The sequence below is a fragment of the Bacillus sp. SRB3LM genome (assembly GCF_015712745.1).
In the GTDB taxonomy this organism is placed as follows: Bacteria; Bacillota; Bacilli; order Bacillales; family Bacillaceae_G; genus Bacillus_A; species Bacillus_A thuringiensis_K.
In genome coordinates this window covers 348,955-364,523 of sequence record NZ_VWVQ01000004.1, presented here as the reverse complement: position 1 = coordinate 364,523, position 15,569 = coordinate 348,955, and the positions used below count along the sequence as shown (strand labels likewise).

The window sequence follows — 15,569 nt, the reverse complement described above, 5'->3', positions numbered from 1 at the left end:
TATAGCAAATAATGTGGATTTCAGCAATGAGATATTTCCTTTTACTTCTTATGTATCTTTATCATGCTCTTTTATTGAAGGAACATCTGTATCCCTGGGAGAAGAACCAGGGATACAATATCATCTTGATATAAGCCTTTCCTACACATTTTTATTTGCAATACCATAAGCCCTATACTTTCTTTGATTCATTTGTACAGATATAACCGAGGCGAAAATTATAAAATCTATGTAAAGATTCGATTGCTCCCGCAAACTCCAGTATTAATGGAATTTCCTTTTTGGATTGATAATAAATTTGTTTTGCTTGCGGTATTTTCCCGTCTGTTTGTATGCGTTTTAAACCTACATCTAATTCACGATGTAACACACGGGCTATGTTGTTCAATACATCAACAGATCCATGTATGCGTAATCGCGCACGTTTATATAGTTTTCCTTTATCTTGGCCATGTACAGTTCCTAAATCATGTAATAAGCGTATATAAGTCGCTACAAACACTTTTTCGTTAAAAGTCCCTTTGGGAAAGGTTCGATTTTTTTCTGAAATTGGCGTCCAGTTCATTTCCTCGATCTTTTTCACAAGCGGATGGCATTCGTTTATCCCGATTTCCCAAAAATTAACTTTCCCTTCACGTTCTCTCTTGCAGTATCTTACAGAATTACTTCTTACAACTAATTCACGAAATCGCTCTGGAATTTCTTTTTTTTTATTTCTGATAGAAAAATACCCTTTTCGTTTAGATCCATATCTCCAAATAATTGCTAATATTTCTGCAAAATCATCTGTTGTAAGAAATTGATTGAATTGTTTTTCCTCTTCATTTGATAATCTAAATTTCTTAGTCAATATTAGTTCTCCTATCTTTTAAAGAAATACCAATAAAGTGAACCTCTAATCAGTAAGAGTTTTGTATTCATGTGTTCATTCCCTACTGATTATTAGTTGAACCATTAGAGCTTTTACGGGCAGTTAATCCCTACCGAACTTCTTTGCTTCCGTTGAGTTTTGAAGTGGGGGATCAACTGCCTATTCATGCAGGATAAACCATTTAAAATATTTCACCAATACAAGTTTAATTCATCGCAATATGTATCCGCTTCAATGAAACAATTTCTCCAATCAGCGGTATTTGCAATCTCACAGATAATATCTTCAACCTGTTTTGTTAGATCATCAATATCTTTGTAGGGAACGAAAAATACATATTCATTAGATGCGTTCATTTCCATATTAAAATCATATCGGAGATATTGCTCCACTTCTTTTCGTACCTTGCTTTTTCCCCTAACAAATTTATTATTATTTTCTATTCTAAGCCACATTCTAATTTTGGCTATTTTTTCTTTTTCAATAGGATGTACCTTATCTCTTATCCCTTTTTCTTTTATGTAGCGATATAAAGTAGCTTGACTAATTCCAGACATAGCAACTATTTCAATAATACTATATTCTTTAGAGGCATATAGATTTAATGCTTTTTCAATGTATTTTTCTTTTACCTTGGGACGGCCACCTTTTCTTCCCCTAGCTCTAGAGCTTTCCAAACCTTCCCTCGTTCGTTGAACGATTAAGTCGCGTTCGAATCAAAGTTTTCTTTTAAACTAATTAGCTTTACACCTTGTTGTTCAAAATACTCTACTAATTCAATTAAGTCTTCGGTACTTCTCCCTAACCGTGAAAAACTTTCTACAATTATAGTATCTCCTATTCTAATTTTATCTTTTAACCTCAACAATTCCGGTCGATCGTTTTTTGTTCCAGACATTTTTTCTGTAAGAATTTCCGTACAATTACAAGTTTTTAGTAAATCTAATTGACGAATTAAATCTTGTTGTTGAGTACTGACCCTGGCATAGCCGTATATATGATTTTGTATGAAACATAACCTCCTCATGAAGTTAATTTTATCAAAAAATATAATTATCAAAAACCATCGTTTTTGACATAGTGTATATGTTTATTGTTTCTCCAAAAATAATAATATATGATAAACCTAAGAAACCGCATAAGAATAATGCAGTAATATCGTAAGCTATATGATAGAATATGTATGAAAAAGAGTAAAGAAAAAGCTCATTCTTTTACAAGAAATGAGCTTTCCTTTTTCAAGCTAAACATTGTGAATAGCTTCAATCTTTATTAGGGAAAAGATTGAAAGAAAAATTTAGCGTAATTATATTTTGTCATGAGTATAAAATAAAGTAAATTGATAATATTTATTTTGAATATTAATAATTTACTTTACACTTTCACAATGAGTAATCTAAAAATCCCACTGCCTAATTAGGCAGTGGGATTTTTAATTGATTTTGCAGATGCTATAATATAAGTATAAAATTAAGGTATAAGTATTTCTTAGAACTTCCTTTTTGCTTGCGACGGCGTAGGGAAGTTCTTTTACGTTGTTTGTTCAATTTGCTGACAAGCATAAAAGGGATTGAAATGATTCAGGCTATATATAAGCAGAAACGCCATTTTATAATCCGTTCTCTATTTTTTTAAACTTTGCAACAGACCCTTTTTTATTATATGCAATCATGGAAACAATATAAAAGCTAATTATGCCTCCACTAACATTTAGAATTATATCATCAATATCAAATAATCGATAGGAACAGTAGTATAGACCATAAACGCCTGTTAATTGTGTTCTTTCAAAGAAAAGAGAAATTGAACTTATAACAAGTGAAGTTTTCAGAATTTTATAACGAGAATTAAATACACAAGTGAATCAGGCAAAACGCCTGATTAAATCAAAAAATGTATTGAGCAGTGGAAGTTTTACAGGTGAAGGATGGCAAATTGGACGCAAAGTATTCATCTCATCAAGAGACTCACAATACGGGGGACGTCAACTGGTGTTGCCTCCTTCTTCTCTCGTCTATCCATCATATGCTTATCAGACTGTACCGGAATCAGCATTAAAGCCGTATACACGCTATTATCTATCCGTTTTCGTCTTACAGGCGGATTCGTTACACATTATGACTTCCCGTTATGGAAATGAAGTCAATCAAGTCGTCAATGTAGCCTATTCTACCTCCCTGCCTACATCTGCAGAAGATGTCAATAGTAGCCCTAACTTCTTCCAATATCCGATTGATGTAGGTGCGCTACATCCGGAAGCGAACATAGGTATTACAGTTGGTTTTACCGTACCACCGAATGGATTCGCAACAATAAGTCAGGTTTCCTTGACAGAGGGACGCCCACTAACTGTGGCAGAAATAAGAAAAGTACAGCACCAAGATGAACAATGGCTGCAACCCTATTTGGCGCAACAGACACAAATCAATGCGAGCTTACAGCAGGCTACAAATCAATTAAATGCCATGTATGATTCCTCAAATTGGAGCGGAACAATCAGACCAAATGTAAATTATACCAATGTGGAGAACTTAATGGTACTGCAACAAAGTACTCCTCAACAAGGCTCTATGCCAGGTATCCCGATGCAAGATCCATATGCACAACAAAAAGCAGCAATCTATCAAGCCGCTCTGCGCGCTTGGAATCAACTACAAGCACGGAATATTGTTCAAAATGGTTTGTTTCTCTAACAAGCACAAAATGGGAATATAGCCGGTACAGTGAGTTTCCCACAAGACAGCAATCGGAAACCTGTCTTGACATTATCGGATTGGGATAGCACAGTTTCTCAAATCATTACCTTACCAAGTAAGGGAGGCAATACAGAGTATCGTGTTCGCGTTCGTGCCAAAGGACAAGGAACGATTTCCATTGTGCCACCAGGAAATCAAAAACATATGTTATTCTTCACCCAATCTACTTTTATAACCCAATAATTCTATTTCTATCCAGATGCGAATACGACCCAAGTGGATTTGATTATTCAATCAGAGGGTGCGGAATTTACGATAGATTGGGTAGAATTACAAGAAATGGTATATGAAGAAGCCACACCACATAGTGTTTCAGGAGGAAATATGGTGGTAAATACCATTGGGATTGCTACTCCACTCGCACAACCAGGAGCATCTATGAGGGCATCACATTCACAAATCATGCACCTTTCAGCTGTCAATGTAACCAAAAATAAGGATGGTGGTTCGCTAAACGCTATTCATGAGAATGTATCAGAACGTAAAAGAAAGAGAAAGAACCCAGGAGCCCCTTCTCTCAACCTAGATTTTGTCTCTTTTTTATGGCGCTATATAATAACAGGACAAACGGTTTAACCTGCTATGTCTTGGTCGTAGAATCCCCTTCCCTATCAACTATAATCAGAACATATGATACTGGTGTAAGTAAACGATAAATCAAGCAAATTGTTTGAAATAAATGTAAAATTTTCTATACAAGTTTTTTAAACAAGCATGTCTCATTTTTTATTTAAAAAGGAAAGAATTACTCTCTTCAGTAAACACTGCTGAATAAGACGATTCGTCTAAATATCGCATGTTTTATGTAATTGAAATAGCTGTTATACATACAAACTACTCCATTTCTCATTTGGTCTTGAAGCTTGAGAGTCTCTATTTAAATAGTTATCTGAAATCTCATACACCTCTTTTTTCGTAATAAGGTCGTTTTTTCCTAATTTACTCATCAGACTTTGAATGTGCTTACAACTCAAATGAAGGTTATATGTGGCTTTAAGCCACACTTGTATTCTTTTATATCCATAAATCCCTCTTCAATATTTTTGGTTCTGGTGCAAGAATCCTAAAATGTTTGAAATGTGTTTTTCAAACTTGGCTATACTGGTACTAACGCTTCAAAAAGGGGTGTGATCAGTATGGGACCAGAAAACTTATTTAAATGGAAACATTATCAGCCCGATATCATTGAACAAGACCACAGGTTTATCAAAAAGCGGATTCGGAGTATGCTTGGATTGAAATCATTACAAACAGCTACAAAAATGATTGCTGGAATAGAAGCGATGCATATGATCAAAAAAGGACAAACTCTCCAAGGGGAGAAGCCTGTCCACAGACAGATATATCTTATTAATGATCTGTTCAATTTAACAGCATAACATTCAATTCCGCTAGGAATCTTTTTCTTTTTTCATATTCCACTGTGTTTGCACCAGAACCCTTTATTACGAAGGAAGAAGAGAAAAAGTTGAAAAACATTCTTACTTCTTCTGAAGGATTGTCAGAAGAACAACTTTCCATTCGACCGCTTCTCCTAGATCGAAATGTATCCATCCTATCACTTCTTTTGGATTATGGGCTCACACTACAAGAACTCGTATCGTTACAGATGCAACAGGTGCACTTTGGAAAAACAGGATTACTGTTTTACATAACAAAGGGAAAGAGAGAAGGATCATGTTAAAGGAAGAGGATAAAATATGTTTATTTACGTACTATAAAACGATACCTGAACTAGTTCGTCCTAGATATCACAGTACAGATTCGTTATTGGTTACATTTGATTTTAAACGAGAGACATTTCGTTGGGTGTATGACAATGATGCTCCGAAAGCACTAACAGCCATTGCTGTACAAAAGATGATTCGATTAGAAGTAGCCAGAGCGCAACTGAGAAAAGGAATTTCAGCACAGCACTTACGGAATACCTATATTCTACGCTGTCTAGAAAGAAACATGTCTACAGAGGAAGTCATAAAAAAAACTGGATTCCTTTCTCATTTATCAGTAAAGCGTTATGTAGAATATGCAAATCAATATTCACATGGAGAATAATTTGAAAAGAAACAATTTCTATGACATACTAAAATAATATAAGTTTACCTTTAAAAATGTAACGATTGAACCGCTCGCGGTGGAGAAAGAATAGGGTTCTGTTGCAAAGTTTCTTAAGAAATAAAAAGGTGAAATTGATTATATCTGAATCTTATGCAATTGTGAGTAATTGTTGTAATTCATTGTACGTTGAAAAACCGAAGTCTGAGCCAAGACTTCGGTTTCTTTTATATAAAGCATGAACGGTTTCAATGCCTTTCAAGGTACGTGAAGCATGTCGAAGGTTTTGAAATCCTGCGGATTTAACAAAACGTCTTTTAACATGCCTATGGTCCTGTTCTATAAGATTATTCAGATGTTTGATAGTGCAATGAGTTGTATGTTTATAAAAACCTTGTTCTTTTAATTTGTTAAATGCACATAGTAACGCTGGGGCTTTATCTGTTGTGAGAACCGTTGGTTCTCCAAAAGCCTTTACCAATCTTTTCATAAAGGCATATGCCGCCTGATGATCTCGTGTTTTTCGAAGCTGAATATCTAATGTGTATCCATCTTTATCAATCACACGATATAAATAAACCCATTTTCCTTTTATATAAGTCTCGTCTAATTTCCACGATGATCGTACCTGCTTGTTTTTCTTCTTCCAGATTTGATAAATCAAATTCCCATATTCATGGACCCAACGCATGATAGTTGTTGGATGAACCGATATTCCACGCTCTCTCAAAAGTTCAGATACATCGCGATAACTTAAAGAAAAACGGCAGTAATAGCCAACGGCTACTAAAATAATATCTTTTTTGAATTGCTTTCCTTTAAAATATCTCATGTCTCATTCTCCTCAGCACATTTTCCCTACAGTTTAGCTGCATTTAAAAAACTTTGCAACAGAACCTCATTGAGCAAGATTATCGATTTATCAAAAAACGGATTCGGAATATGCTTGGATTGAAATCCTTGCGAACGGCTACAAAAATGATCGCTGGAATGGAAGCTATGCATATTGATCAAAAAAGGACAAACGCTCCAAGGGGAGAAGTCTGTTCAAAAGCAAATGTATCTTATCGATGAAATCTTTGGTTTAACAGCATAAATTTCAATTCCGTTAGGAATCTTTTGTTCATTTTTCATAAACCCACTATTTTTGCAAAAGAACCATATCGTTAGATGTGGTTAAGGCCGATGCTACTTGATTCATATTTGCTGCCATATCACCACTCCTTTAAATTGTTTATTAGAAGAGGTTCTTCTTATAATTTAGAAAACATTAAATTTTCTCTGTATTAACTGTACCAGTAAATGTTCCAGTGTTGAGAGTTTGGTTAGTATCATACCCGGAAGATGACAATTTTATTGCTGTAAAAGACTTATCAGCACAGACCCCTTGAGAGTCTTGAGAAGGACGTTGAAAGTCAAAATTGTATGTGCCATTACTTAGAGACGTAGTTGTTTGATAACCGACTGGACACATATAATCCCAATTATTTGGGTCTGAGTCAGATCCCTGACCAGTTTTAGCTAGAAGGGCCGCACGCAGCCAACCATCATTAAGTCCAGCTATAGTTATAGTAGCAGTAACGCCACGTTCTCCTGATTGTGCCGTCCATATCGTCGGGTAAATGTCCATATTATTACTCGCGCCGCCAGGGACTGGGGATGTAATCGTATAATTAAGGTTTTCAGCATTATAAGGCATAGGAATCAACTCAATGCGATCGATAAATACTTGTGTGTTTGTTTCCTGTGGCTGTAAGGTAAGTGCTACTACCACATTTCCTGAAGGTAAAGTAAGAGGATCACCAGATCCGCCACCTGCAGGCCATGAGATGTCTTGGACTACATAATTTCCTTGTTGTCCCGATACATATACTTGATTTGGGAAGTTTGCTTGTATATTGGCATTTGTAGTACTTTTAAATCCCCATCCACCACCTTGAATCTGGCCACCATTTGCTACTACACTTTGCGTTAAAGATGCAGTAGTTGTACCAGCGTTTGCATAACGTACACGAACTTTATATTTTCCCGCTGTTAAGTTTGTTGCTGTTATCAACAAAGTATTTCCCGGAGTAAGGTTTACAGCATTCGCACCATTCACCCATTCTCTTACCACTACAGGACGGTTCCCATTCGTAAGAAATCCCTTTTCTGCCGGAAACCCTTTTCCAACGATATTTAGTGTATCAGGATCGATTGTACCAAAAACATTGTTTGGACTTAGACCATAGGGAACGAAACTCGCCATTACTCCTAATTTCCCAGATGCTCCCGACACATTTGTTTGTGTAAAAGGGTATAGTGCATTTATTTTTTGATTCGGTAACGGAGTATTACAACTCGCTGCATATCCAGAACTTCCATTTACACAATAGCTTCCCGGTGTACACGTCGCAGCATTACAATAACCAGGTGTAGCACAACCTGCTAAGTCAGCATTTTCTGTCGATAAGCTTTCCGCATCTACATAACGAGTATTTTGAGTAATCGCATTAATTGTCTGGACAGGGGCAATCGCACGATGATCCCAGCTGGTGTTATTTCCCGGATCATTATCCCCGTAGCGGTACGTCTTATTATTTGTATAATCTAAATAAAGTCCATAGGGGTAACAAGCATTATTAGGGTTGTATGTTTTCGTTCGAATGTACTGTAATTCTCCTGGAAAATACGAGATATCATTCAGGTTGATGGGTTGATGTTGATAACCATTGCTATCAAAAATATTATGAATAGTCGTAGTCCCATTATTGATTTGATCCTGTCCAACCATATCTGAAAAAATAACACGTGTTTGTTCTAATTCTGTTTGAGAAGTATAATCATCAGGATACATGGAAGGCCATGTTGCAACCATATCTAAGCCGTTTAACAACATTCCTCGAATATATACATTGTAGGCATTGATCGAAGCTTTATCAGATCCTAATGAAGGCATCCCCGATTTAAAAGCATCAAACACTTTTTGTGTGTTGTCATGAATAGCTGTCCGCATGATTCCTTTTATTCTAACTAGATTTTGTTTTTGTGTAAGCCCATCACCTTGTGTTTGATCTGGGTACACTACATTAATCCATTTATTTGCAAACTGGATAAAAGATTGATACGTTGATAATTGTACAGTTGCTCCTATAACAAAGAAAGGTATCGCAAGCGTGTCAAAATTTCCAGTGACCATTTGACTTAGGGCGATAATAAAAGCGGAATTAGCCGCAACAAGTTCATTATAAACATTTACATAATCTGAAGGGCTTGGTTGTCTTGGTTGTCTGTTTTGATCTCCTTGTACGCCAGTAAACTGCGCATCGACTACGGTGTCCGCTGCCTCGCTCGCTAATGTAAAAATAGCATTCAAATACCCCTGCCAATTATTTTTATCCTGATTAGATAAGGCTTGATTCAACTGTTTTTGAATTTCTGCATCAATCAAATTAATCAATTGTTGAGTATCATCTTTACTACTGTGTGGCCACAACCAACCAATCACCATGCTGAGAATTGGTGCTGCAACAGCAACGCCAGGAATTTCAGCGCCTAAAACTGTTCCTAATATTCCTATACCAGCTTGTAAAACTGCTAGATAATTGAAGCTTCCCCCACTCGCTGCTGAGAATCCGTTCTGTAGAACCGTTGTTAATAATTTGTCACTACCTGTTTTTTGAAATTCCACCCATGCTTCTTTTAGGGAAGTAATAAGGTCCTCAAAATCACCAAATTGACTCCCTGCAGTGCCCCTTGGCGGGCTTACCAGTACATTATAAGGAATAATGGATTGTTCTTGTAATGAATTCATAAAATACCCCCCTATAAAAATGGATTTGATATAGCATACTCTCTTTTCGAGACGGTGAAGAAACTCAGAACTTTATATGTTTTATTGGTATTATAAACATATTTTTTTGTGTAAATGGAATTTTTTGGGTTGTTATCACCATTTTAAGATATACGTGAAATACTCTGTTTATTCCTGTTATTTTCTTTATATAAAAAACTACAATGTTTTCCGTAGTCTGACAAAATTGTTCAAAAAGTAAAAGTATGTGTATATGTGAGTCAAAAAAGGGAAATTTACATTCCAGACTTCTCTTTTTCGACGTAAAAGGAATTACATTATTTAAACATCAACCATATTATTTCGTACATAATCATAACCGAGGTTTATCTTATCTTTAAATTAGGATGTGTGCTCTGAACACCTGAATCAACAACTGCTACAAACCTCATTTTTTCCAATTGATTCGTTTGAGCCTTTAATGTAATTCCAATGGATTTGAATCCCCGTAAACACAGTACTCATAGGATTATAATCACTATGTGTAAACTGTGAATCGTGTCCATTGGCTTGAATGATTCCAATATTAGGTGAAAGGTTCTGTTGCAAAGTTTCTTAAGAAATAAAAAGGTGAAATTGAGTATATCTGAATCTTATGCAATTGTGAGTAATTGTTGTAATTCATTGTACATTGAAAAACCGAAGTCTGAGCCAAGACTTCGGTTTCTTTTATATAAAGCATGAACGGTTTCAATGCCTTTCAAGGTACGAGAAGCATGTCGAAGGTTTTGAAATCCTGCGGATTTAACAAAACGTCTTTTAACATGCCTACGGTCCTGTTCTATAAGATTATTCAGATGTTTGATAGTGCAATGAGTTGTATGTTTATAAAAACCTTGTTCTTTTAATTTGTTAAATGCACATAGTAACGCTGGGGCTTTACCAATCTTTCCATAAAGGCATATGCCGCCTGATGATCTCGTGTTTTTCGAAGCTGAATATCTAATGTGTATCCATCTTTATCAATCGCACGATATAAATAAACCCATTTTCCTTTTCCTTTTATATAAGTCTCGTCTAATTTCCACGATGATCGTACCTGCTTGTTTTTCTTCTTCCAGATTTGATAAATCAAATTCCCATATTCATGGACCCAACGCATGATAGTTGTTGGATGAACCAATATTCCATGCTCTCTCAAAAGTTCAGATACATCGCGATAACTTAAAGAAAAACGGCTACTAAAATAATATCTTTTTTGAATTGCTTTTCTTTAAAATATCTCATGTTTCATTCTCCTTAGCACATTTTCCCTACAGTTTAGCTGCATTTAAAAAACTTTGCAACAGAACCTCGAATAGTATCTAATAATATTAAAGGAGTTTAGTATTATTTTCTTCTCGAAATAATGTAGTGCCTGTCAAAATGAAAGCATTCGTTATACATTTTGGGATAATTCTATATTGTATGATTGCATATGTGTGTTGTAACGCCATAAAAAAGAGACAAAATCTAGGTTGAGAGAAGGTACTCCTAGGTTCTGTCTCTTTCTTTTACGTTCTGATACATTCTCATGAATAGCGTTTAGCGAACCGACATCCTTATTTTTGATTACATTGACAGCTGAAAGGTGCATGACTTGTTGGCTTGCACTGACAATTACTAGCAGGTTGATTTGTCGACAGCTTGATTTGTGAATGTGATGCCATTATAGATGCTCCTGGTTGTGCGAGTGGAGTAGCAACCCCAATGGTATTTATTACTGTATCTCCACCTGAAACACTATGTGGTGTGATTTCTTCATATATCATTTCTTGTACTTCTACCCAATCTACCGTAAACTCTGCACCCTCTGATTGAATAATCAAATCCACTTGGCTCGTATTCGCATCTGGATAGAAATAGAATTCTTGGGTCATAAAAGTAGGTTGGGTGAAGAATAACATATGTCTTTGATTTCCTGGTGGCACAATGGAAATCGTTCCTTGTCCTTTGGCACGAACGCGAACACGATACTCTGTGTTGCCGCCCTCACTTGGTAAGGTAATGATTTGAGTAACTGTGCTATCCCAATTCGATAATGTCAAGACAGGTTTCCGATTACTGTCTTGTGGGAAACTCACTGTACCGGCTATATTCCAGTTTTGTGCTTGTTGAAGAAACAAACCATTTTGAACAATATTCCGTGCTTGTAGTTGATTCCAAGCGCGAAGAGCGGCTTGATAGATTGCTGCTTTTTGTTGTGCATATCGATCTTGCATTGGTATACCTGGCATAGATCCTTCTTGAGGAGCACTGTTTTGAAGTGCTGTTAAGTTCTCTATATCGGTATAACTTACGTTTGGTCCGATCGTTCCGCTCCAATTGGATGAATCGTACATGGCATTTAATTGATTTGTAGCCTGCTGTAAACCCGCAGTGATTTGTGCCTGTTGCGCCAAATAGGGTTGTAGCCATTGTTCCTCTTGGTTTTGTGCTTTTCTTATTTCTGCCGCAGTTAGTGGGCGTCCCTCTGTCAAGGAAACTTGACTTATTTTTGCGAATCCATTCGACGGTACGGTAAAACCAACTGTAATGCCTATATTCGCTTCTGGATGTAATGCACCTACATCAATTGGATATTGAAAGAAGTTTGGACTACTGTTAACACCTTCTACAGAAGTTGGCAGAGACGTAGAATAGGCTACATTCACGACTTGATTGACTTCATTTCCATAGCGGGAAGCCATAATTTGTAGAGAATCCGCTTGTAAGACAAAAACGGATAGATAATAACGTGTATACGGTTTTAATACTGATTCCGGTACAGTCTGATAGGCATAAGATGGATATACAAGGGAAGAAGGAGGTAACACCAGTTGCTGCCCCGCGTATTGTGAGTCTCCTGATGAGATGAACACCTTGCGTCCAAGTTGCCACCCTTCACCTGTAAAACTCCCACTGCGCAATACATTTTGTGATTTACTCAGACGTTTTGCCTGATTCACTTGTGTATTTAATTCCCGTTTTTCTATTGCATAACTATTTGGTAGAGATTGAACTTGTTGATGCACATAATCAATCCAGTAATCGGTCACACCGGGAGCTAGTTGATTCGGATTATCGGTCGAAAAAAGACTTTGTGTCATCACACGTGTTTGTGCCAAATTGTTGAAAGGGAATTTAACAGCGGATGTTATTTGATCTGTATTTATCATCATATAATCACTCCTTTAGATCTTTAATAGGACATACTATTTCTTTGGCTCTACTAATTAATAATGGAACATATTAGTTTTGAGGTATATTCACTGTACCAGTAATCGTTCCTCGTGTAACGTAGTTTGAAGAATAGCTACCTATTTTTATTACGGTGAACGGCTGGTCTCCATAAGGTTTTAAAATATAATCCCCATTACTTATCGAATAATCCCCAGTTGCATCTTGCATTGGAACTGCCGAAGACCAATCATCTCCATTCATAGCAATAAAAGTTACATTGTTATCAAGGTTTGTTGCATTAATGCTAGCAGAAACCCCATTTTCACCAGAGCTAGCTGTCCAGATTGTTGGAAAATTATCTGGTCCTACCCCGGATTCATTCCAGTAAGCCCAAAGCGGACTTGTAATTGTATAATTTATAATATTATCGGATGACTGAGTAGGTTGACTAACAGGAACCAACTCAATCCGATCGATAAATACTTGTGTGTTTGTTTCCTGTGGCTGTAAGGTAAGTGCTACTACCACATTTCCTGAAGGTAAAGTAAGAGGATCACCAGATCCGCCACCTGTAGGCCATGAGATGTCTTGGACTACATAATTTCCTTGTTGTCCCGATACATATACTTGATTTGGGAAGTTTGCTTGTATATTGGCATCTGTAGTACTTTTAAATCCCCATCCACCACCTTGAATCTGGCCACCATTTGCTACTACACTTTGCGTTAAAGATGCAGTAGTTGTACCAGCGTTTGCATAACGTACACGAACTTTATATTTTCCCGCTGTTAAGTTTGTTGCTGTTATCAACAAAGTATTTCCCGGAGTAAGGTTTACAGCATTCGCACCATTCACCCATTCTCTTACCACTACAGGACGGTTCCCATTCGTAAGAAATCCCTTTTCTGCCGGAAACCCTTTTCCAACGATATTTAGTGTATCAGGATCGATTGTACCAAAAACATTGTTTGGACTTAGACCATAGGGAACGAAACTCGCCATTACTCCTAATTTCCCAGATGCTCCCGACACATTTGTTTGTGTAAAAGGGTATAGCGCATTTATTTTTTGATTTGGTAGCTGACTATTACAACTTTGAAAATAGCCATTATTACTCGGACAACTGCCTCCTGGTGAGCAGTCTCCAGAACAGTATCCAGGTAGATTACAACCTGAAAAACTACTAACATCTCCCCACATGTTCTCCCCATCAACATATGTCGTATGTTGAGTTGCAGCATTAATGTTTGTTATAGGAGCGTTTTGCCAATGATCACCTGAGGTACCTGGATCATTATCACCATATCTATACGTGTTACTTGGATAGTTTAGAATAACTCCATATGGCCAGCAGTAACAATCACCACAATAGGAACCGTGATTATAACTATAGACTCTGGTTTGCACCTTCTGTAATTCATCAGGGAAATAAAAAATAGAGTTAAAATCTATTGTCCCATGTTGATAGCTAGTTGTATTGTCGAGAATATTTCGAATCGTTACATTTCCATTACGAGATTGATCTTGCCCTACTAGATCTGAAAAAATAACACGTGTTTGTTCTAATTCTGTTTGAGAAGTATAATCATCAGGATACATGGAAGGCCATGTTGCAACCATATCTAAGCCGTTTAACAACATTCCTCGAATATATACATTGTAGGCATTGATCGAAGCTTTATCAGATCCTAATGAAGGCATCCCCGATTTAAAAGCATCAAACACTTTTTGTGTGTTGTCATGAATAGCTGTCCGCATGATTCCTTTTATTCTAACTAGATTTTGTTTTTGTGTAAGCCCATCACCTTGTGTTTGATCTGGGTACACTACATTAATCCATTTATTTGCAAACTGGATAAAAGATTGATACGTTGATAATTGTACAGTTGCTCCTATAACAAAGAAAGGTATCGCAAGCGTGTCAAAATTTCCATTGACCATTTGACTTAGGGCGATAATAAAAGCGGAATTAGCCGCAACAAGTTCATTATAAACATTTACATAATCTGAAGTGCTTGGTTGTCTTGGTTGTCTGTCTTGATCTCCTTGTACGCCAGTAAACTGCGCATCGACTACGGTGTCCGCTGCCTCGCTCGCTAATGTAAAAATAGCATTCAAATACCCCTGCCAATTATTTTTATCCTGATTAGATAAGGCTTGATTCAACTGTTTTTGAATTTCTGCATCAATCAAATTAATCAATTGTTGAGTATCATCTTTACTACTGTGTGGCCACAACCAACCAATCACCATGCTGAGAATTGGTGCTGCAACAGCAACGCCAGGAATTTCAGCGCCTAAAACTGTTCCTAATATTCCTATACCAGCTTGTAAAACTGCTAGATAATTGAAGCTTCCCCCACTCGCTGCTGAGAATCCGTTCTGTAGAACCGTTGTTAATAATTTGTCACTACCTGTTTTTTGAAATTCCACCCATGCTTCTTTTAGGGAAGTAATAAGGTCCTCAAAATCACCAAATTGACTCCCTGCAGTGCCCCTTGGCGGGCTTACCAGTACATTATAAGGAATAATGGATTGTTCTTGTAATGAATTCATAAAATACCCCCCTATAAAAATGGATTTGATATAGCATACTCTCTTTTCGAGACGGTGAAAAAACTCAGAGCTTTATATGTTTTATTGGTATTATAAACTATATTTTTTGTGTAAATGGAATGTTTTGGGTTGTTATCACCATTTTAAGATATACGTGAAATACTCTGTTTATTCCTGTAACTTTCTTTTTTATACAAAAAAGAAAATCTACAATATTTTCTGTAATCTGATGAAAATGTTCGAAAGATGTAATTATCTTTATAGAAATGTAAAAAAGGGAGCGCGCTACGGGATGGCTCTACACGTTTATTCCCTCATCTTTCAGTCCTTCCTACATTAAAAAAGAAAATCTACCTAT

General features: G+C 36.5%; 9 protein-coding genes and 6 pseudogenes. 6 read left to right on the top strand and 9 right to left on the bottom strand.

The window, feature by feature from the left end; genetic code table 11:
- Positions 1-172: 172 nt before the first annotated feature.
- The 3 genes and pseudogenes from F3I02_RS03375 to F3I02_RS33745 form a co-directional block, all read right to left on the bottom strand.
- A complete protein-coding gene (locus F3I02_RS03375; protein ID WP_196477604.1) occupies positions 173-850 on the bottom strand; it encodes a hypothetical protein in 678 nt (225 codons plus the stop codon).
- Between the two features lie 212 nt (positions 851-1,062).
- Positions 1,063-1,880 (bottom strand): annotated as a pseudogene (locus F3I02_RS03370) (recombinase family protein).
- Positions 1,881-2,480: 600 nt separating this feature from the next.
- Positions 2,481-2,717 (bottom strand): annotated as a pseudogene (locus tag F3I02_RS33745) (VanZ family protein); the annotation flags it as partial.
- Between the two features lie 13 nt (positions 2,718-2,730).
- Here F3I02_RS33745 and F3I02_RS03360 point away from each other — a divergent pair.
- Genes F3I02_RS03360 through F3I02_RS03350 form a run of 3 tightly spaced genes read left to right on the top strand, consistent with a single transcriptional unit; the run spans position 2,731 to position 4,203 of the window.
- Entirely contained in the window at positions 2,731-3,564 is an 834-nt protein-coding gene (locus F3I02_RS03360; RefSeq protein WP_196477603.1) for a hypothetical protein, read from the top strand.
- 30 nt (positions 3,565-3,594) lie between these two features.
- The gene (locus F3I02_RS03355; protein ID WP_196477602.1) at positions 3,595-3,810 is read left to right on the top strand and encodes a hypothetical protein; all 216 of its coding nucleotides are present in this window, start codon (positions 3,595-3,597) and stop codon (positions 3,808-3,810) included.
- Positions 3,811-3,843: 33 nt separating this feature from the next.
- Positions 3,844-4,203 carry a hypothetical protein gene (locus F3I02_RS03350; RefSeq protein ID WP_196477601.1) on the top strand — a complete coding sequence of 120 codons (360 nt, stop codon included), beginning with the start codon at positions 3,844-3,846 and terminating at the stop codon, positions 4,201-4,203.
- Positions 4,204-4,448: 245 nt separating this feature from the next.
- Here the strand turns inward: F3I02_RS03350 and F3I02_RS35095 are convergent, their stop codons facing one another.
- Positions 4,449-4,655: a hypothetical protein gene (locus tag F3I02_RS35095; RefSeq protein ID WP_483862131.1), complete on the bottom strand. Its 207-nt coding sequence runs from the start codon at positions 4,653-4,655 to the stop codon at positions 4,449-4,451.
- 156 nt (positions 4,656-4,811) lie between these two features.
- Between F3I02_RS35095 and F3I02_RS03345 the strand changes: the two are divergent.
- A pseudogene (locus F3I02_RS03345) lies at positions 4,812-5,006 on the top strand (DDE-type integrase/transposase/recombinase); the annotation flags it as partial.
- A gap of 56 nt (positions 5,007-5,062) precedes the next feature.
- A pseudogene (locus F3I02_RS03340) lies at positions 5,063-5,682 on the top strand (tyrosine-type recombinase/integrase); the annotation flags it as partial.
- A gap of 151 nt (positions 5,683-5,833) precedes the next feature.
- Here the strand turns inward: F3I02_RS03340 and F3I02_RS03335 are convergent.
- Positions 5,834-6,514: an IS6 family transposase gene (locus F3I02_RS03335; RefSeq protein ID WP_196477600.1), complete on the bottom strand. Its 681-nt coding sequence runs from the start codon at positions 6,512-6,514 to the stop codon at positions 5,834-5,836.
- Positions 6,515-6,576: 62 nt separating this feature from the next.
- Here F3I02_RS03335 and F3I02_RS03330 point away from each other — a divergent pair.
- Positions 6,577-6,778 (top strand): annotated as a pseudogene (locus tag F3I02_RS03330) (DDE-type integrase/transposase/recombinase); the annotation flags it as partial.
- A 174-nt stretch (positions 6,779-6,952) separates the two neighbouring features.
- On the opposite strand, the gene F3I02_RS03325 reads toward F3I02_RS03330, so the two are convergent.
- From F3I02_RS03325 to F3I02_RS03310, 4 genes and pseudogenes are all read right to left on the bottom strand, one after another.
- The gene (locus F3I02_RS03325) at positions 6,953-9,475 is read right to left on the bottom strand and encodes an insecticidal delta-endotoxin Cry8Ea1 family protein (RefSeq protein ID WP_196477599.1); all 2,523 of its coding nucleotides are present in this window, start codon (positions 9,473-9,475) and stop codon (positions 6,953-6,955) included.
- 632 nt (positions 9,476-10,107) lie between these two features.
- A pseudogene (locus tag F3I02_RS03320) lies at positions 10,108-10,741 on the bottom strand (IS6 family transposase).
- 314 nt (positions 10,742-11,055) lie between these two features.
- Complete coding sequence (locus tag F3I02_RS03315; RefSeq protein ID WP_196477598.1) at positions 11,056-12,654, bottom strand: hypothetical protein; 1,599 nt, start codon at positions 12,652-12,654, stop codon at positions 11,056-11,058.
- Between the two features lie 70 nt (positions 12,655-12,724).
- On the bottom strand, positions 12,725-15,211 hold the full coding sequence (locus tag F3I02_RS03310) for an insecticidal delta-endotoxin Cry8Ea1 family protein (RefSeq protein ID WP_196477597.1): 2,487 nt from the start codon (positions 15,209-15,211) through the stop codon (positions 12,725-12,727).
- Between the last annotated feature and the right edge of the window lie 358 nt (positions 15,212-15,569).

What these genes read in the sequence shown, in the direction of transcription:
- F3I02_RS03310 (WP_196477597.1), bottom strand. Translation starts at nt 15,211, where the DNA reads ATGAATTCATTACAAGAACAATCCATTATTCCTTATAATGTACTGGTA.
- F3I02_RS03335 (WP_196477600.1), bottom strand. Translation starts at nt 6,514, where the DNA reads ATGAGATATTTTAAAGGAAAGCAATTCAAAAAAGATATTATTTTAGTA.
- F3I02_RS03325 (WP_196477599.1), bottom strand. Translation starts at nt 9,475, where the DNA reads ATGAATTCATTACAAGAACAATCCATTATTCCTTATAATGTACTGGTA.
- F3I02_RS03315 (WP_196477598.1), bottom strand. Translation starts at nt 12,654, where the DNA reads ATGATGATAAATACAGATCAAATAACATCCGCTGTTAAATTCCCTTTC.